Genomic DNA, 18056 nt, shown 5'->3' on the forward strand with positions numbered 1-18056 from the left:
TTTCGAAAGCGCGGAACAGGAAGAGTCTCGAATGAAACCGAATGGTCAACTTTTTACAATGCCCGTCTCGAATCCGCCACGGAACCTCACGGAGTTAGCTCATGAACCACCGTCTGCCGCTGGGCATATTCGTCGTCTCCACAGCACTTTCGCTGTGTCCCGCCGGGATCGTTTGCGGTTCCGAACCGATCGACATCGGCGGCCGGCTGGAACTGTTCGTCGACGACTATCTGATTGAATCCACGTCCGGCGACGTTCATCGCGAACTACTGCAGCCGGAACCTCGCGACGTTGTCTTTACCACTGACCAGCCATGGGAAGGGAACACCAGCGGCTACTACACGTTTTTTCGCGACGGCGATCTGTACCGCATGATCTACCGCGGCTGGCAGCACGATAATGACAAGCGGGCCGTTCATCCCGAAATCACCTGCTACGCCGAAAGCACAGACGGAGTGCATTGGACAAAGCCTGAACTCGGACTGTTTGATTGGCAGGGATCGAAGCAGAACAACATCGTCTGGCTGGGAGCAGGCACGCACAACTTTACAGCGTTCCGCGATGACAACCCCGCCGCGCCGGCAGAAGCTCGCTACAAGGCTCTGGGAGGCGGCCGAGGCGGACTGCTGGCGTTTCAGTCCCCGGACGGCACGCACTGGACTCTGACGCAGCAGGAACCGGTCATCACCAACGGAGCATTCGATTCACAGAATCTGGCGTTCTGGGATGTCGATCGCGGTGAGTACCGAGCCTACTGGCGTTACTTCGGCGATGGCGTGCGGTCGATTCGCACCGCTACGTCAAAGGACTTCCTGCACTGGGAAAACGAAGCCGATCTGACGTATCCGGAAGGCACTCCCCTCGAGCACTTGTACACAAATGCGATCCAGAAATACTTCCGAGCACCGCATCTATTTGTGGGCTTTCCGACACGATTCGAACCGAACAGTGAACAGGTCGAGCCGATTCTGATGACCAGTCGCGATGGAACTCATTTCCAGCGATATTCAGAACCGGTCGTGCCCCGCACCGCTCCGCAGGATCGCAATCACAATCGCAGCAACTACATGGCGTGGGGTATGTTTCAACTGCCCGACCGGCCGCGGGAGATCTCCGTCTACGCGACCGAGAACTACTACGAGCCGACTCCCGGGCGAGTGCGGCAGTTCGTCTATCGCGTTGACGGTTTCGTCGCCCTGCGCGGAAACGGCGAGGGCGGACAGGCCACGCTGAAGCCGCTGCGGTTCAAGGGGCAGCGACTTGTGCTGAACTACGCCGTTCGCGATGGAGGATCGCTAAAAGTCGAGGCGCTGGACCACAGCGGAAACGTGGTTGCCGATTCGAAACCGCTGACGGGTGACGAAGTTGACGCCGAAGTGCAATGGCATAAGGAACCGGACTTCAGCACCGGCGAAATGCAGCTTCGCTTCACGATCAAGAACGCCGACGTGTTCTCGCTGCGGTTTCAATAGGCGCGGAACGTCGCTTCAGAGTTCATCGATTTCTGCGATGTCGCCTGAGCCTAACTTCCGTGAGCTTCGGCTACTTTTCGGCGACAACCTTGTTGCGCAGGATTCCCACGCCTTCGAGTTCCACTTCCACGACATCGCCGGCGTGAAGAGCCGACGTTGTCCCGCTGGTACCGGTAAAGATCAGGTCGCCGGGCAGCAGCGTGACATGCTGCGTGATGAAGCTGATCTGCGTTGCCACGTCGTGGATCATCTGACTGGTGCGTTCCTCCTGCTTCACCTCACCATTCAGCCGCAATGTCAGGAGCAGGTCGTCGTAGTTCAGGCCGCTGACGATGAACGGGCCGCAGGGTCCAAACGTGTCAGCTCCCTTGGCGCGCCACCACTGAACGTCTTTGTGATTCTCGTCGTTTTGCCAGAAGCGTTCGCTGACATCGTTGCCGCAGGTGACTCCCAGCACGTAGTCGAGCGCCTCTTCCTTTGACACATCTTTCGCCCGCTTTCCGATGACGACCACCATTTCGGCTTCAAAGTGAACCTCTTCTGTCGCGTTCTTCGGCAGCACGATGTTCCCTTCGTGCCGGACCAGCGACGACGGGCTCTTGAAGAACGGCTGCGGAATCCGAAACAGCGGCGGAATCTCCGCGTCGTTCAGATGGCTCTTGTAGTTGCCGGCCATCGCAAACACGTGCTTTGGCTGTGTCGGCACCAGCAATCGGACGTCGGACAAAGAATGCACGGTGTCGGTCTTTGACCATTCCCCGAAGATCGAGCCGGACAGTTCACGCACGCTGTCGCCTTCGACGATTCCAAATGCTGTGTGGTCGTTAATTCGGAATCGCGCGAATTTCATCGTACCGTCCTTTGCCGGCTCATCGGCCGCCTGAGTGTCGGAATTACCGGTCGCTGTCAACAAAACGGACAAAACAGCAGCGGCAAGAAATCGTGCAGTCATGAGTTGCTTCCTTCGGTGGTGGACGAGGCGACAAGTCCCCGCCGGCTTCCCGGTGCAGGGTGAACACGAAACCGTATGTGAGTTTCGCGATCGTATTGTCGCGCGCAGGCGGCTTCAACCGAACGTTCCGAAGTGACACGTCCGTCCGGTGGCAATCGTTGCAGCGAATTGGCGTAGATGAAGCCACGAGCCGCTTTCTTGTGCAGCGACCGCGGCCAGGTGTTCATGGCCATGCCGAACCTCAGACGTCGTCTGCTGCATCTGAGTTGCAGGTATCGGCCGCTCACGGCGAGCCTGGAAAACCTTCGCAATGCCACCGCCAACTCGGATCGACTGTGTCTGCGACCGAACGGCGCTGTCCTGGAACTCACGGTTCGGTCCGAGATCGCTCGACGCATTCAGGAAAATCGCCATGATTTGAAGTGAGCATTTCGGACTGGACGATCGCGGCACAACATCGTCGTGTGACGGGCGGTTGAGAATTTGGCTGCTGGCCGCCAGCCTTCCGCTAAACTCGACCGTGATGCGGCATGTACGGCGCCGCACAAGAGAGCATCGACACATGTTCAAAGGAATCAGGACACGGATCTTCGGACCAGATCACTCCGCTGATGCCGATCCTCATTCAGCGGTTTCGGCTTCCGGTTCCCATGCGCTGTGTCGATGGAGCACGCTGCAGATTGACGGTCGGCGAGTCGACGTGTTTGATCCGCCCGACGATGCTCCGCTGTCCGGCTGTGTCTTGTTTCTGCATGGGCACGGACGCGTCATGCTTAAGGAAAACAGTGTCTTCAGCGAACTGTTTGAACGCCATCGCCTTGCCGCGGTCTGCCCGGATAGCGGACGGTCGTGGTGGATGGACCGCATCTGTCCAGAATTCGATCCGCAGCAGACGCCGCATCAATGGCTGCTGGACGGCATCGTTCCGCTGATTAAGAACCGCTGGGGGATCGTTCCGCCGAACGTCGGACTGTTGGGGGTGAGCATGGGAGGCCAGGGAGCGCTGCAGGTTGCCTTTCGTCATGCGAGGCTGTTTCCGGTCGTTGCGGCGATCTCACCGACCGTCAACTTCCACCAGCTTTACGGTGCCGGTTTGACGCTGGACGAAATGTATGCCAGCGCCGAAGAAGCTCGGCAGGACACAGTGGTTCTGAATCTGCACCCGCTGGCCTGGCCGCGGCACCAGTTCTTTTGCTGCGATCCGGCGGATCAGGACTGGTTTGAAGGCTGTGCGCTGCTGGCGATGAAGCTGTCGTCATCCGGAATTCTGCACGAACGTGACCTGGAGACATCCGCCGGAGGCCACACCTGGGACTACTTCAATCACATGGCCGACGCTGCCGTGAGTCACATTGTTGCCGGACTGACGCGGTCTGACTGAACGGTGCTGACAGCGTCCCGCCGGAAGGCTCTTTCGCTGCGGGCTGCGCGATGTGCGAACGCAGTCAGGAACCGCCGGAATGACCGCCTGTCGTCAGTTGCTCATAGTCCTGCAGCAGTTGTGTTGCCCGCGTCTCTTCCTTTTGCATCATTCGAATGACCATCGCCGTGTTGTCGTCCCGCGGCGGTCCGGCCTGCAGCACTTCAAGGCCATTTCGAATGACGTACAGGCAGTTACGGAGATCATGCAGGATCTGCTGTCTTGAGGCAGACGCGGGCGTCGCCGAACGCTGCGTTCCGGATTCCTCCTGGCGGACCCGGGTTATCTTGTTCGCTCCGTCGGTCATGAGGCACTCGGCATTCGTTTGCGATTCGCACCGGACGGCGCTGCCGGAGCCAGCGCTGGACTTTGGACCTGGCTGATGAAGCCTATTCGTTGTGCTCACTCACCCATCGAAACGCGAAATGCTGCAGCTCGTGAGCGGAATCGATATTCAGTTTCGTTCGGACGCGGTCGCGGTAGGTTTCGACGGTTTTGGGACTCAGGTGCAGTTCCGATGCAATCTGGCCCACGGCGTGACCTCTGCCGATCCGTTCCAGGACTTCCAGTTCGCGATCCGTCAGGCGGTCAACGGGTGAATCATCGTCTTTGCTGTCCGACTTGCGTCCTCCGCTGCGAATCAGCATTCGCTGCACGACTTCATCGCAGGCGAACAGACGGCCGTCGAACACAGTCCTGATCGCTTCCATCAGGTCTGTTGAGGAACGGTTCTTGTTGACGTACCCGCGAGCTCCCGCGCGCAATGCGCGTTCGGCGTAGATCAGGTCGTCGTGCATCGAGCACACCACGACCAACAGTTGCGGCCGAACCGACAGCATGCGTTTGACGAGATCCAGACCGTTGCCTGTCTTCAGAGAAATGTCGACGATTGCCATATCCGGATTAAGCGCGGCGACCAACTCCAGCGCTTCCGCCGTATCGGCTGCTTCACCGCAGACAAGATATCGTGGATCACTTTCGACGCGCAGGCGGACGCCGTCCCGCACAAGAGCGTGGTCGTCGATGATGAGAACCCGTCGCTGAGTCTGAAACACGCTGTTCACGGCGAGTGTCTCCTGCTGCTGTTCAGACCGGTCGTTCTTGGAAATCATGGAATACCGCATGGAAGACAGGTCGTCAGGCTGAAGGTCGTCCGGCTACTGTCTGTCTGGAATTGACGGTTGCTGCCTGACGGGCGACCAATTGTGATCGCTGCCGACTCGGGGAATCCCGCTGGAATGGCGATGGCTGTTCTGAGACCTTTGGTGATGGGAACCAATCCGATTCCGGCGGAATTGGCGATCTAAGCTTGCCGCAATCGGTACTTAATGTCAACGACGATGTCCTTACTCCGCCGCAGCCGGCAGCCGGCCCGGAACGGTTTCCGTTCCAACGGCGGCCGTCTTCGTCTGAAAAGGAACCCGCTCCCGTCTTGTGCGCCGATCGTGGCACCGGTGTCGTACCAGCGGCAAAGGACAGCGATGCTGCCGTGCGGTACGATCCCGGAATGTCCGAAATCGTCATCACGACCCTGAACGCTCGCTACCAGCACAGTTCCTTCGGGCTGCGTTACCTGCTGGCCAACATGGGGGACTTGCAATCGCGGACAACAATGCTGGAGTTCGGCATCGGCGACTTGACTGTCGACGTGCTTGATTCGCTGCTGGCCGGCGAACCACGAATCGTTGGCGTCGGCGTCTACATCTGGAATGTGGAACCGGTCACAAAGCTCGTTCGGGATCTGAAACGCCTGCGTCCGGACATCATCATCGTCGCGGGAGGTCCCGAAGTCAGCTACGAAATGGACGACCAGCCCATTGTCCGTGCCGCTGATTTTGTGATCACCGGTGAGGCGGATCTGGCGTTTCCGGAACTCTGCCGGCAACTGCTGACCGGCCGCCGCCCATTGCAAAAGATCATTGCCGCGCAGACTCCCGCGCTGACCGACGTGCAACTGCCATACGACCTGTACAGCGATGAAGACATCGCGAACCGAGTGATCTACGTCGAGGTGTCGCGCGGCTGCCCGTTCCGGTGTGAGTTCTGCCTGTCGGCGCTCGAGATTCCCGTGCGGCTGTTCGGCGTCGATGCCTTCCTTTCCGCAATGCAGACGCTGCTTGATCGCGGAGCACGGCGGTTCAAGTTTGTGGACCGAACGTTCAATCTGAATGTCCGAATCAGCCAGGCGATTCTGCAGTTCTTTCTGGAACGCTGCGAGCCGGGTCTGTTTCTTCATTTCGAAATGATCCCCGACCGGCTTCCGGAGCCGCTGCGACAAATCATTGCTCAGTTTCCCGACGGCGTGCTGCAGTTTGAAATCGGAGTCCAGACATTCAGCGATCACGTCAGCTCGCTGATCAGCCGAGTGCAGGACAACGACAAGCTGGAGGACAACTTTCGCTTTCTGCGGCGGGAAACCGGGGTTCATCTCCACGCGGATCTGATTGTCGGACTTCCCGGCGAATCCATGGAATGCTTCGCGGCCGGCTTTGACCGGCTGGTGCAGCTAGATCCACAGGAAATTCAGATTGGCATTCTGAAGCGGCTGAAGGGAACTCCCATCATCCGTCACGATGATGAATGGCAGATGGTTTACAGCAGCCAGCCGCCGTTCGAAATTCTCAGCAATCGCCTGATTGACTTCGCGACGATGCAGCGTCTGCGACGTTTCGCACGATACTGGGATTTGGTCTCGAACAGCGGAAACTTTCGGTACTCCAGAACGCTGTTGTGGACGCATGCCCGGTCACCGTTCGAAGCGTTTTGTGAATTCTGTGACTGGCTGGCGGGGCATGAGCAGCGGTCATCCGGCATCCCGCTGATCCGGCTGGCTGAGCGGCTGTTTGATTTTCTGACAACAATTCGCGGGCTCGACTCAGGAGCTGTCGCGGCTGCGATCTGGGGCGACTACGTGCGCGGCGGAAGGACCGACAAGCCGCTGTTTCTGCGATCGTTTGACCTTCCGCCGCCGCATGAAATCACGGGACCCGTGAGCCGACTTCCCCGGCGACAGGCTCGACACGCGTCACCGGAACTTTCCGCACCGCAGCGCCGGTCGTGAATCATTCGCAGCAAAATTCGGATTCGCGCGAATCATCCATCGCTGCCGATGGTTTCTACTTCAGTGTCCTGTTTCTGGTATCCTGCGCTCGCTGTCAGAGCGAAACGGATCCCGGGACCGCAATGGTCCGTTCACGGTGGAATCGAAAGGAGAACGTTATGATTGCTGGACGAGTTGCTGGATCAATTGCCCGCTGCCTTCATCGAACGGCCATCACTGCGGCTGTGTTCGCACTGGCCGGCTGGACTGTGCCCGGCTGGAACGTGGCCCTGGCTGCCGACTGGGCGCGGTTCCGAGGTCCGAACGGGACCGGAATCGCCGCGGACGACCAGGCGACTCCCGTTGAGTGGAGTCCCGATCAGGGTGTCAAATGGAAGGCGGAACTTCCCGGCCCTGGAGTTTCCAGCCCGATTGTCGTCGGCGATCGAGTCTTCGTGACGTGTTACTCCGGCTACGGACTTGACCGCGAGAATCCCGGTGAAATCAGGGATCTGAAACGCCACCTGGTCTGCGTTGATGTCGCGTCGGGAAACGTGCTGTGGGACAAGACCGTCGACGTTGTTCTTCCTGAAGATCCGTATTCCGGAATCGGCGTGCCTGCTCACGGCTACGCGTCACACACGCCGGCTTCGGATGGCGAACGAGTGTACGCGTTCTTCGGAAAGTCGGGGGTCGTCGCCTTCGACATGGATGGCAATCAATTGTGGCAGACGAACGTGGGTTCTGAGTCCGACTCAAACGCATGGGGTTCGTCGTCCAGTCCCATTGTGTACGGAAACCTGGTGATCGTGACGGCCGCGGCGGAAAGTCGGGCGCTGGTGGGGCTGGACGGCGCCACCGGAAAGGAAGTCTGGAAGCAGGAAGCGGAGTCGCTGGACAACATGTGGGGAACTCCCGCGTTGGTGGAACTTCAGGACGGGCGAACCGATCTTGTGCTGCTGATTCCCTTCGAAATGTGGGGCCTGAATCCGGACAACGGCAAGCTGCGCTGGTACGCCGAAGCGACCGGTGCTCAACAGGCGAATGCCAGCGTTGTTGTGGACGACGACTCCGATGTGCTGTACGCGGTCACGAGTCGCAACGGAGGTTCCGTCGCGCTGAAGGCGGGCGGCAAGGGCGATGTTACGGCGACGCAGACCGTGTGGTCGGAAACCGACACCGGCAGTTTTCCGTCGCCCGTCTTGTACGAAGGTCGCCTGTATTCGATCGCCAACGGAACCATCAGCGTCATCGACGCAGAATCCGGTACCCGCCTGTCACAGACACGCCTTGCCGGCGGGACATCTCCGCCCGGCGGTGAAGGTCGCGGCGGCGGCGGCGGACGCGGGGGCCGTGGCGGCGGACGCGGCGGTTTTGGCGGACGAATGGATTATCCGTCACCCGTTATCGCCGACGGAAAGCTGTACTACCTGAAAGGCGACGGCGAGATGCACGTGTTTCGACCTGGTGATGAACCCGAATCACTTGCCGTGAACAAAGTCACTGAAGATTCCGAATCCTTCGGTGGAACTCCCGCCATCAGCAACGGAAGGATCTTTCTGCGATCCGACAAGCACCTTTACTGCGTTGCGAAGGAATAGCTTTCGCAGTCTGCCAAGCGCGTGCCGCAGACAAACGACATCCGGCTTGTCTCCGAACGCGTACCGCGGTCGAAAAAAATTCCGTGAATCTGAACGCCGAGTGTTCTGTGACGCTCGGCGTTTTCATCGCGCTGCCCGAAGGGAACACAGGCCGTTACTTCGGCGCCGCGGTCACCGGTGAAGTATCCGTCGCCGATGCCGTCTGAGCCGCGGCTGCGGGCGCTGCCGGAGCCAGTTTCTGCCAGGCCTCGTACAGGCCCCATGTTCCCGCAATCAGCAGTGCGAGGCAGGACGTAATCAGCAACGTATCCCACACGACTCCGGGCCGCAGCCGGACATCCGTTTCGCGATAACGGAAGTAGATGGAACTGATTCCGATCACGGGCAGCATTACAGCCTGCGCCATTCCGGCGGTGGCGATCAGCAGAACGGGAGCTTCGTATGTCAGAAACACAACGACACATGCCAGCGGCAGGATGACCGACCAGATTGTGACCAGTCGTCGCCGTTCGGTGGAATCAGCGTCGCTGGTGCTCAGGCCCAGAACGCCGATGAAGTCGGCGACCATGCGGGCGTTGCTGGCATTGGCAACCAGATACGTTGAATACAGCACGGCGATGGCACCGAATAGAAACAGCCAGCGCGCGTATTCGCCGAACACCGGCACGTAGCTTTCCGCCAGCGTGCTGACCAGTCGGTTCTTTTCGGGATCACGGCCTTCCGAATGCAGCACAGCCACGCCCATCAGGAAGAAGGCGGCTGTGGCGATCGTGTAAATGACCATCGACGCGAACGCATCAAACTTCATGACGCGATACCAGCCGACGGCTCGTTTCAGCCATGCGTCATTCGATTCGCGCGGACCGGCTGATCGAGCGTAGCCCTTTTCCAGACACCAGTACGGATAGCTGATCAGCTCCGTCGCGCCGACGCCGATGATTCCAAACGTCGCCAGAGCCGTCAGCAGCGCATGCTTGCCTTCCGGCAATCCGAACATCAGCCCGCGCATAATGTACTCGCCCGACAGTGCGTACTGATCCGTCTGCTGCAGAGAAATGACGTTGCCCATCGTGATCACCGTGAACGAAACCACCAGCACCACGGCGAAGCGTTCAATCAGGCGGTATCTCCCGACGAACAACAGCCACGCCGTGAGAAATCCGATGACGATCACCCAGATCTTCTGATCGATCGTGTTCAGTTCCGTCAGACTGTTTCCTTTTTCATCGACCAAAGGCTGCCCCTCGATGGCCATGTTCAGCAGGACCGTCCCGTGATCTCCCAAAGCGTCGAGGTCCCGCTTGATCCAGGCCATACGCTTGGCATCCCGCTGCGCCTGTTCCGGGGAAACTTCGCTGTCTGCACCGCCTGAAACGAACTTTGCGTAGGCCTGAATATCCGTTTCCGCCGGGATTCGGACAGCGTCGCGGTAGTCGCCGGTGAAGGGAAAGGTCAGCGCCATCGCCTGTCCGACTCCGCCGACAATGCCGCCGAGCTGACCAACCGTGGTCAGCATCATGATGGCCCACAGCAGGACAACCCAGTTCACACGTTTCAGCCGCGGCCCCGGCACGCGGGACAGCGCGGACAGAGTGGTTTCGCCGTGACTGATCGTAAAGCGGCCAAGTTCCAGTTGCACAAAGACCTTGACCAGGCAGCCGATCAGAATCAGCCACAACAGAGCGATCCCGGCCTGTGCTCCGGTCTTGGTGGTCATGATCAGTTCACCGGACCCGACGATATTTGCGGCGATGATCAGCCCCGGCCCGATTTGCCGCACGATAGCCCACAGCGACGTCGGCGGTTCGACAATGTCTCCGGACTGGCGACGGTCAAGTCCGGGAGTCTCAGCGGATTCAGTCATTCATTCGCTGCCTGGTTCAAATCTTGATAGACGGCGTCGGGTCAGGCTCACAGAATAGTCGCCGGAAAAGGAATTCGCACGCCAGCGACGGGACATTGCGAATGGCGCAGGACTCTGGAGCCCGGATGGGGATGATGTCGCGCATGGTCGAGTTGCGATTCGTGATTGCGTCTGTCGTTGCCAGCCTCGTGACTGTATGCGGATATGGCTACTGCGCATACGCTCGCAGTGCATTCATTCGTTTTCTACGGCACCAAATCGAGACGCGGGGCACCTCGGAGCCGAGTGCCGGTGCATGGCTGAGGCTACTCGATCGGGGAATTGTGCCGCCGGAGTTTGGCGCCGAAGTACCGGAGTCGCTGCAGCGGAAACTGGAGATTGCAGACTTGCTGTCAACGTGGTGGTACGTCTGGGTCGGCGTTGCATTCGCTGTCTGCTTTGCAGTAGCGACGGTTTGGCGCAGATGATTGATTTGTTAGTGCGGGATGGCTTTGTGGCTATTTCACTGCAACTGGATGGTGATTGCCGGCCGAGCGAATCGCGTTCTCCCCATCCAGTGCGCCGCATTTCTGATTGAGGCGGAGCCCGTCATGAAACAGTTAGCCCGTCGACTCCTGCTTTCCTTCTGTATGACCTGTGCGATCCTCTCGGCATTCGCCGATGCCGCGACTCAGGAAACGGCCTCCGGTGTGTCGTGGCGATACTCATCGTACGTCGCGGCCGGATTCGGTTGCGTAAAGATCCTAGTCATTACGGATGAGATCCAGTTGGCAAATCTCCGAGAGTTCTTCTCCCATTTGGAAACCTTTGTTCCGGCATCGCCTTACGGCTATCAAAATTGTTCGGTCCGCCGTCGATGCGAACGTCAATTCAATTCTGCCTGAAACGGTGGGGTTCCGGCTTTTCCCTCTTCTGCGCCTTTCCGCTTTGGTACTCAACGCTGTTTTTTTCCGTGTGGCCAGCGTGCTGCTGCGTGGCGTTGGTGCGCCGAAAGATCAAGTCTGTGCGACACTCCACGACAGAGCGAAATCCGTAGTCCGATGCAGCGCACGGGTGCCAGCCGCATCCGAGAATCCGGGAATCGGCTCTCGACCACTGTGTTTTGCGTTCATTAGGATACCCGGCCTGGCTTTTCGGCCGCACTCCGCCCTTCGCTCTGTCCGACTGAATCCCGATCGACGCGGGAACGAACGCGAACACTTATGGATCCCAGGTTCATCCGCAATTTCAGCATTGTGGCGCATATCGACCACGGCAAAAGCACGCTCGCCGACCAGTTGCTGCTGAAAAGCGGCACCATCACCGAACGCCAGTTTCGGGAGCAGATCCTGGACGACCTGGAAATCGAACGCGATCGCGGCATCACCGTCAAGGCGCGGTCGGTGACGATCAACTACACGTACAAGGGCCAGAAGTACGAACTGAACCTGATCGACACGCCGGGGCACGTGGATTTTCACTACGAAGTCAGCCGCAGTCTGGCGGCCTGCGAAGGAGCGCTGCTGCTGGTCGACGCGTTTCAGGGAGTGCAGGCGCAGACTGTCGCCAACGCGTACGCTGCCATTGAAGCGAATCTGGAAATCGTGATCGTCGTCAACAAGATCGATCTTCCGGTTGTGCGCATCGAAGAGGTGCTGGAAGAAGTCGAAACGATCCTTGGCCTGGACGCTTCCGACGCGCTGCGAGTCAGTGCCAGGACCGGGAAGAACGTGGAAGATGTGTTCGCGGCGATCATCGAACGCATGCCCGCTCCGTCCGGCGTCCGGGATGCTCCGCTGAAGGCACTGGTGTTCGACGCCAAGTACGACAACTACCGCGGCGTGATCACGTACGTTCGAGTCGTCGAGGGCTGCGTTCGCAAAGGCGACATGATTCGCTTCATGAGAGAAAAGCTGAATCACGAAGTTCTGGAAATCGGCCAGTTTCGTCCGGGACTGACGCCCTGCAGCGAACTGGGGCCCGGACAGGTTGGCTACATTCTGACGGGCATTAAAGACCTGAGCCATGTCACGGTCGGCGACACGGTGACGTTGCTTGGCAATCCCGCCCAGAAAGCTCTGCCGGGTTACCAAAAGCCGAAGCAGATGGTGTTCTGCGGCATGTATCCCATCGACGCGACGGACTTCGAAAACCTTCGCGAAGAACTGCAGAAACTTTCCCTGAACGATTCCAGCTTTTCCTTCCAGCCCGAAACCAGCGACGCTCTGGGCTTCGGTTTTCGCTGCGGCTTCCTGGGGATGCTGCACATGGAAATCATCCAGCAGCGGCTGGAAGGTGAGCAGGACATGGACCTGATCCAGACCGCTCCCAACGTCACGTACGAAATCAAGAAGCGAACCGGCGAAGTCATCACCATCGACAATCCTCAGGAAGTGCCGGACGCCGGCGTGATCGACGAATTCCGCGAACCGATTGCGCGGGTCGGGTTCATTGTGCCCTCCGAAAACGTCGGCGCGATCATGCAGTTGTGCCAGGACCGCCGCGGTGTCTACAAGAACACCGAATTCCTTGGCCCGCAGCGGGCTCAGATCATCTACGAGCTGCCGCTCAGCGAAATCGTCTACGACATGTACGACAAGCTCAAAAGCGTGACTCGCGGTTACGGCACGATGGATTATGAGATCATCCGTTTCGATCCGGCCGACCTGGTCAAGATGGATATCCTTGTCAAGGGCGTGAAAGTCGACGCGCTGTCGACGATCGTCCATCGCTCGACGGCCGAACGCCGCGGTCGGGCGCTGGTGAAGCGACTGAAGAAGGAAATCTCCAAGCACCAGTTCGAAATCGCCCTGCAGGCCGCCATCGGCACGCGAGTGATCGCCCGCGAAACAATTTCCGCGCTGCGGAAGAACGTGACGGCGAAGTGCTACGGCGGCGACATCACCAGAAAACGCAAGTTGCTGGAGAAACAGAAGGAAGGCAAGAAGCGGATGAAGCAGTTCGGCCAGGTCGAAATCCCGCAGAAAGCCTTCCTGTCCGTGCTGGAATCCACGCGGGAAGATTAGCCCGGAAGATTCGTCCTCTAATTACGACGGGACTTTGACCCCGTCGAGTTTGCGCGACGGGATCGGAGTCCCATCGTACTGGCTGCTCTTTCGGCGCGCGACTTGATCGGAGTCCCATCGTACTGGCTGCGTTTCTGGAGCGTGACCGAATCGTCGGCAGGGGTCGTTCTTCGCAGGATTGCTGAACCGCACGAATGATCCGGGTACTGCCGTGGCCCGGAATTGCGTGTCAGCGGCAGGTTTGGCCGAAGTTCGCGTCGGCATCAGCTGCGACCCGTCGAAGTTGGTCGCAGCGCCGATCCCGGGTGGCGTGAGTCGATCGTTCACTCGATAGACTGCGTCTTTCACGAAACAGTGAAACGACCGGGACGGCGGGCGACTCAGCATGAAATGGAATTCGGAAGTCTTCAAATCGGCACGGGTACGCTTGGGAGCGCTGTTCATCGCGCTGGCGGGACTCGGGTTTCGATACGCGGAAAGCTGGCTGTTCGACCCGCCTGAAGTTGTGCAGGGCGATGCGATCTTCGGCGACCACTGGTCCGGCATTCGAACATCAACCTCCGTGGCTCGGCAGCAGGTTGATCCGCAGCACAGCCGTTGGCGAATTGCCGTTGCCACGAATCGCAGCTTCGGACGGAACCATTCCATCGTTCCCGCGGGAGTGACGCGCATCAGCGGTCAGATTCAGAACATGCTGCAGACGATTCCTGAAACCGCTTTCGGTTTTGGTGATGTCACGGTGCCGCTGAACCGCGCGCGAGGAGCCTTCGTGCTGGATTCGGCGGAGCCAGGTCATTTGACGCTGAATGCCGTGCGGATGACGGATTCCGGTACGTTTTACGACGGTGTGAAGCAGATGCTGGAAGCGTCGCAGGTTCCGGAAATCATGGTATTTGTGCATGGCTTCAACGTGACGCTCGAACAGGCCACCGCCCGAGCTGCTCAACTGGCCGAAGACATGCCGTTTCACGGCGTGGTCATCGTATTTAGCTGGCCTTCGGCTGCGGAAAAAACGGGTTATGGCACTGACGCCGCCGTGGCCGAACGATACTTCTGGAATCTGGCGGAAGTGCTGGCGGAACTGCGTGGCCGGCTTTCCGAAGAAACTCGGCTGCACCTGCTGGCTCACAGCATGGGGAACCGCGTGACGCTGCGAGCCCTGAATGCTCTGGCCGGCAACATCGGACCTCACGGTGAAGAGCTGGTCCTGAAGCCGGCAAACATGCGCGAGCAGTTTCCTGCCTGGGGGACGTGGTCAACCGAACGAATCACCTCGCCCGCACTTGCGAGTCTGGTTCTGGCGGCCCCGGACGTTGAGGCTCACCGCTTCGAACACTTCGCTTCGTCAATTCGTCACGTTACGCGGACGATGGTGCTGTACGCGTCGGACTCTGACATGGCCCTGGAAGGATCGCTGCATTTCAACGGCGAAGGGCACCGCGCCGGCGACTCACGGGCTCGCGTGCGAGTCGACGGGATGAAGGTCATTCATGTGTCCGGAGTCAATCGACTGGACCCGTTGGGGCATTCCTACTACGGCAGCAATCCGGGTGTCCTGGACCAGCTGGCTCGGCTGCTGCGTCCGGTGAAGGTTCCGGAAACGGTCTCGGCAGCCGTCAGACTTGCCGGAACGGAGTCGCCGGCAGGCGCCGTTCAGCAGTGACGTTTCGAAACCGTCATGTTGTCTGCCGGCAACAAAGCCCGCAGCCCCTCTACGCAGCGCGGCGGAAGGATTCGCGTCACCGGAGGCACTTTCCTGCTGGAATGACCAGAGTTTCATTCCGCTCAGCACCTGATCCGCGACCTGCATCGCCTGGACCGCCTGGATTCCTGACACCATGGGGACGGAATGCCGGCGGATGCAGCTGATGAAATGCCGCAGTTCAGCCGTCAGAGCATCGGTGGCGTCGGCCTGAATACGTTCTTCGCGAATCCAATCGCCGAAGACACGATCCTTCAGAGTCATCGGGTCCGCCGTTGCGGCGATGATTGCGTGAACAAGTCCGGGCGATTTCTGAAACTGTCCGGCAGGCCGCCAGTGAGTCACTTCCCGGGACTGCATGTCGACACTGACACAGCCGGACGATCCCCAGATCTGCGCTGAACGTTCCGCTGCGGGAGCAACTCGGCTGGATGTGATGTCGACGATTGTCCCGCCCGGCATTCGCAGTCGCGCCATTGCCGTATCTTCGTGAGGTCCGATTGCCACGGCTCCGAACGATTCCACCGACACCGGCATTTCGCCCGCCAGCCAGATCGCCAGATCGATGTCATGAATCATCAGGTCATGCACGACTCCGATGTCGGTGGATCGAAAGCTGTACGGACTGACTCGCTGAAACCGCAGATACATCGGGTCGCGGACTTTGCTGGCGACGAGTTGCATCGCGGGATTGAATCGTTCGATGTGTCCGACCTGCAGCACCGCGCCGCTGGTCTTTGCCAGTTGCTGCAGCACTTCCGCGTCCCGCACCGTGGACGCCAGAGGTTTTTCGACAAGCGTGGAGACTCCCCGGCGCAGAAACCCCGACGCTGATTCGCGATGGAACACAGTCGGAGTCGCGACGACAACGCCATCCAGATCGTCCGGCAGGTCATCGGCGCTGGAGAACCACCTGGTCCCGAATTGTTCGGCGATGTCGCGTCCGTGATCCCTGCGGGCATCGACCACGCCGACCAGATCGACGTCGTCAAATCCTGAAAGAATTCTCGCGTGGTGTCGGCCCAGAGAACCGACGCCGACAACTGCCATTCGCAAGCGTTTCATGCCGCATCCCGCTGATCACTGGCGCCGGAATCGGTGTCCGGCTTCTTGTCGCGAAAGGCTTCCCTGGCCCGGCCCAGTTTTCCGGCTCGCTGGTTATCCACGAACGTCAGAAGCTGGGACAGTTCAAAGGGAATGACGCCATCCAGTTCTTCTTCGAAAATCGACATCACTTCATTCAGCGATTTTCGTTTGCGATACAGCAGACGAAACGCCTGTCGAATAACGTCGATGGAATGATCCGAGATGCCTGCTCTTCGCATTCCGACCACGTTCACGGTTTTCAGCGTCGGGTTGTCACTTCCCGCGGCCAGCATGAACGGAGGAATATCGTGCGGCACGCGGCAGCCTCCGCTGACGAAACTCAGCCGCCCAACCGTCGAGAAATGATGCACGACGGAGTTGCCGGAAATGATCGCGCCGTCATGTACGTGTACGTGGCCGCCCAGAAGAACGCCGTTGACCAGAATGACTCCGTCAAAAATCCGGCAGTTGTGAGCAACATGGCTGTTGGCCATAAACATGTTGCGGCTGCCGATGCGGGTGACGTGGTCTTCCTTTTCGGCTCCCCGATTGACGGTCACGCCTTCGCGAAACAGGTTGTCGTCGCCGATCACAACCTGCGTGTCGGAATCACGGTAGCTGACGTCCTGCGGTTCGCCGCCGATGACGCAGCCGGCGAACAGTCGGTTTCGCTTCCCCAGCGTGGTGCGTCCTTTCAGAACCACGTGGCTTTGAAGGATGGTGCCGTCTCCGATGGTCACATCCGGGCCAACCAGACAGAACGGTCCCACTTCGACGTCGTCGCCGATTCGGGCGGACGGATGGACCTGGGAAAGTGGAGAGATCTTCGGTTTCATGTTGATCGTCCTGATCAAGACCCCCGAGTTCCGTTTGCAGCATCGAATCCATTCGACCTGCCGCCCTATGCCGCGCGAGACCAGGCTCGCGCGGAATCGGCCTGAACAGCCTTCGCCAATCTGTGATTCAACTGATGCCCGCTTCGCCACGCTGTGAGGTGGCCCTGAATTTCCAGCCCGCTCAGAGCGAGGTCTCCGACGCAGTCCAGAATCTTGTGTCGCACAAATTCATCGGCCCATCGCAACTGATTCCCGATGACTCCGCCGCTGCCGACGACCAGCAGATCGCGGTGCTTCAGATGCTTTCCATAACCAAGCGACCTGAGCGCGGCGATTTCCGATTCCAGCACGAATGTCCGTGCCGCGGCGATCTCGTGGTAAAAACTTTCGGGAGTCAGCTCGATGGAATACGTCTGAGGCGGCACCTGACCGCGCCGTCCGTAATCCAGGTGATAGGTGACCGCCGCAAGTGGCCGCAGATACGGTCGCAGCAGCAGTGACTGGCGACCGGATTCATCATGCTGCGCGACGACACAGGCTGGCCTGTAGATGGCCGCAGGGCTGCTCAGTTCACAGGTGCCGGCGTCAAAGACCGCTTCACAGAATGCCTGGCAGGATCCGTCAAACGCCGGAACTTCCGGTCCCGTGATTTCAATATGACAGTTGTCAATCTGCAGTCCGGCCAGCGCGGACAGCAGATGTTCGACGGTTTCCACCCGAACATTCGGAGCCGACGCCAGCACCGTTCGACGAGGAGCGTGTGCGACTGACGACCACAAAGCCGGAATCCGCGGCGAATCTGCAAGATCGGTCCGCTGGAAGACAATTCCGTAGCCGGCATCCGCGGGGTTCAGAGTGACGTGAGCGTCGATGCCGTGAAACAACCCGGGGCCGTGCAGTTCCACACGGTTCTGAAGCGTCTTCTGAAACCGCCGATCCGTCGAAACGGCCAGCGCGGCGGATGGGGATCCGATGTCCTGTGTATCAGTAAAGACTCTGACCACGTGTGAATGTTCTCCGTCGATTCAATAGCAAAGCCGGCAACGGAATTCCCTGCTGGAAGTTTCCGTTGCCGGTC

At 59.3% G+C, this 18056-nt stretch carries 12 protein-coding genes and 1 pseudogene; 6 read left to right on the forward strand and 7 right to left on the reverse strand.

Annotated elements, in window-relative coordinates:
• Positions 1–101 precede the first annotated feature (101 nt).
• A complete protein-coding gene (locus R3C19_20565) occupies positions 102–1472 on the forward strand; it encodes a hypothetical protein (protein MEZ6062745.1) in 1371 nt (456 codons plus the stop codon).
• Positions 1473–1542: 70 nt separating this feature from the next.
• On the opposite strand, the gene R3C19_20570 is transcribed toward R3C19_20565, so the two are convergent.
• Entirely contained in the window at positions 1543–2424 is an 882-nt protein-coding gene (locus R3C19_20570; GenBank protein MEZ6062746.1) for a fumarylacetoacetate hydrolase family protein, read from the reverse strand.
• 562 nt (positions 2425–2986) lie between these two features.
• Here R3C19_20570 and R3C19_20575 point away from each other — a divergent pair.
• Positions 2987–3805, forward strand: coding sequence for an alpha/beta hydrolase-fold protein (locus tag R3C19_20575; GenBank protein MEZ6062747.1), 819 nt, complete (start codon positions 2987–2989; stop codon positions 3803–3805).
• A gap of 64 nt (positions 3806–3869) precedes the next feature.
• Here R3C19_20575 and R3C19_20580 read toward each other — a convergent pair whose 3' ends face one another.
• A complete protein-coding gene (locus R3C19_20580; GenBank protein MEZ6062748.1) occupies positions 3870–4151 on the reverse strand; it encodes a hypothetical protein in 282 nt (93 codons plus the stop codon).
• 82 nt (positions 4152–4233) lie between these two features.
• The gene (locus tag R3C19_20585; GenBank protein MEZ6062749.1) at positions 4234–4956 is read right to left on the reverse strand and encodes a response regulator transcription factor; all 723 of its coding nucleotides are present in this window, start codon (positions 4954–4956) and stop codon (positions 4234–4236) included.
• A 320-nt stretch (positions 4957–5276) separates the two neighbouring features.
• On the opposite strand from R3C19_20585, the gene R3C19_20590 reads away from it, so the two are divergent.
• A complete protein-coding gene (locus R3C19_20590; protein MEZ6062750.1) occupies positions 5277–6905 on the forward strand; it encodes a DUF4080 domain-containing protein in 1629 nt (542 codons plus the stop codon).
• Positions 6906–7063: 158 nt separating this feature from the next.
• A complete protein-coding gene (locus tag R3C19_20595; protein ID MEZ6062751.1) occupies positions 7064–8485 on the forward strand; it encodes a PQQ-binding-like beta-propeller repeat protein in 1422 nt (473 codons plus the stop codon).
• A 154-nt stretch (positions 8486–8639) separates the two neighbouring features.
• Here the strand turns inward: R3C19_20595 and R3C19_20600 are convergent, their stop codons facing one another.
• A complete protein-coding gene (locus tag R3C19_20600; protein MEZ6062752.1) occupies positions 8640–10349 on the reverse strand; it encodes an Nramp family divalent metal transporter in 1710 nt (569 codons plus the stop codon).
• A gap of 1202 nt (positions 10350–11551) precedes the next feature.
• Between R3C19_20600 and lepA the strand changes: the two genes are divergently transcribed.
• Entirely contained in the window at positions 11552–13354 is a 1803-nt protein-coding gene (gene lepA, locus R3C19_20605; GenBank protein ID MEZ6062753.1) for a translation elongation factor 4, read from the forward strand.
• A 385-nt stretch (positions 13355–13739) separates the two neighbouring features.
• Complete coding sequence (locus tag R3C19_20610; protein MEZ6062754.1) at positions 13740–15017, forward strand: alpha/beta hydrolase; 1278 nt, start codon at positions 13740–13742, stop codon at positions 15015–15017.
• Positions 15018–15155: 138 nt separating this feature from the next.
• Here the strand turns inward: R3C19_20610 and R3C19_20615 are convergent.
• From R3C19_20615 to lpxC, 3 genes and pseudogenes are all read right to left on the reverse strand, one after another.
• Positions 15156–16121: pseudogene (locus R3C19_20615) on the reverse strand (Gfo/Idh/MocA family oxidoreductase).
• A complete protein-coding gene (lpxA, locus tag R3C19_20620; protein ID MEZ6062755.1) occupies positions 16118–16978 on the reverse strand; it encodes an acyl-ACP--UDP-N-acetylglucosamine O-acyltransferase in 861 nt (286 codons plus the stop codon). The pseudogene R3C19_20615 and the gene lpxA overlap by 4 nt, the downstream one beginning before the upstream one ends.
• Before the next feature lie 65 nt (positions 16979–17043).
• Positions 17044–17982, reverse strand: a complete 939-nt coding sequence (gene lpxC, locus R3C19_20625; protein MEZ6062756.1) for a UDP-3-O-acyl-N-acetylglucosamine deacetylase — start codon at positions 17980–17982, stop codon at positions 17044–17046.
• Positions 17983–18056 lie beyond the last annotated feature (74 nt).

This window comes from Planctomycetaceae bacterium (assembly GCA_041398785.1).
GTDB lineage: Bacteria > Planctomycetota > Planctomycetia > Planctomycetales > Planctomycetaceae > JAWKUA01.

Bases quoted from the DNA above. Each gene is read 5' to 3' on its own strand.
- R3C19_20600 (MEZ6062752.1), bottom strand. From the start codon at position 10,349: ATGACTGAATCCGCTGAGACTCCCGGACTTGACCGTCGCCAGTCCGGA.
- lpxA (MEZ6062755.1), bottom strand. From the start codon at position 16,978: ATGAAACCGAAGATCTCTCCACTTTCCCAGGTCCATCCGTCCGCCCGA.
- R3C19_20565 (MEZ6062745.1), top strand. From the start codon at position 102: ATGAACCACCGTCTGCCGCTGGGCATATTCGTCGTCTCCACAGCACTT.
- R3C19_20585 (MEZ6062749.1), bottom strand. From the start codon at position 4,956: ATGATTTCCAAGAACGACCGGTCTGAACAGCAGCAGGAGACACTCGCC.
- R3C19_20575 (MEZ6062747.1), top strand. From the start codon at position 2,987: ATGTTCAAAGGAATCAGGACACGGATCTTCGGACCAGATCACTCCGCT.
- R3C19_20570 (MEZ6062746.1), bottom strand. From the start codon at position 2,424: ATGACTGCACGATTTCTTGCCGCTGCTGTTTTGTCCGTTTTGTTGACA.
- lepA (MEZ6062753.1), top strand. From the start codon at position 11,552: ATGGATCCCAGGTTCATCCGCAATTTCAGCATTGTGGCGCATATCGAC.
- R3C19_20610 (MEZ6062754.1), top strand. From the start codon at position 13,740: ATGAAATGGAATTCGGAAGTCTTCAAATCGGCACGGGTACGCTTGGGA.
- R3C19_20580 (MEZ6062748.1), bottom strand. From the start codon at position 4,151: ATGACCGACGGAGCGAACAAGATAACCCGGGTCCGCCAGGAGGAATCC.
- R3C19_20595 (MEZ6062751.1), top strand. From the start codon at position 7,064: ATGATTGCTGGACGAGTTGCTGGATCAATTGCCCGCTGCCTTCATCGA.